This is a genomic window from Acidovorax facilis (assembly GCF_023913775.1).
Taxonomy (GTDB): Bacteria; Pseudomonadota; Gammaproteobacteria; order Burkholderiales; family Burkholderiaceae_C; genus Acidovorax; species Acidovorax facilis.
The window spans coordinates 1-388 of sequence record NZ_JAMXAX010000341.1 but is presented as its reverse complement, the minus strand read 5'-3'; the positions used below and the strand labels follow the sequence as shown (position 1 = coordinate 388).

The 388-nt window shown below is 67.0% G+C and carries 1 protein-coding gene; it reads right to left on the bottom strand.

Translation table 11 applies throughout. From position 1 onward, the window contains the following. On the bottom strand, positions 1-388 hold a 388-nt coding region (locus tag NFX52_RS30505), incomplete at both ends, for an integrase arm-type DNA-binding domain-containing protein (RefSeq protein ID WP_252636025.1).

Below are 388 nucleotides of genomic sequence, written 5' to 3'. Positions count from 1 at the left end.
ATCTCGGATACCGCCAGCGCACCGAGCACCGGGGAGGCATAGGTGGCGAGCGTGTTGGTCCATTGTTCGGCATGCTTGGCGTTCTTCCAGCCCGCACGGTGGCTGGCGATGTAGCGCGCAGCCGCCGCGTCAAACACCAGCACGTCTGCCCGGCTCTGGCGCTGCTGTGCCTGGGCGTCGTGTTTGATGTCCAGGGGGTCCTTGCCATCGGCCAACAGGCGCCTTTGCGCCAGGGCGCGTTCGCGCGCGTCGGCCAGACCAAAGGTGACCAGACTGCCAAGGCCCATCTCGCGTTCGCGCCCGGCAAAGCGGTAGCGAAAGATCCAGCTCTTGGCACCGCTGGGCTTGACGCAGAGGTACAGACCTGCGCCGTCGGCGTGGTAGCCGG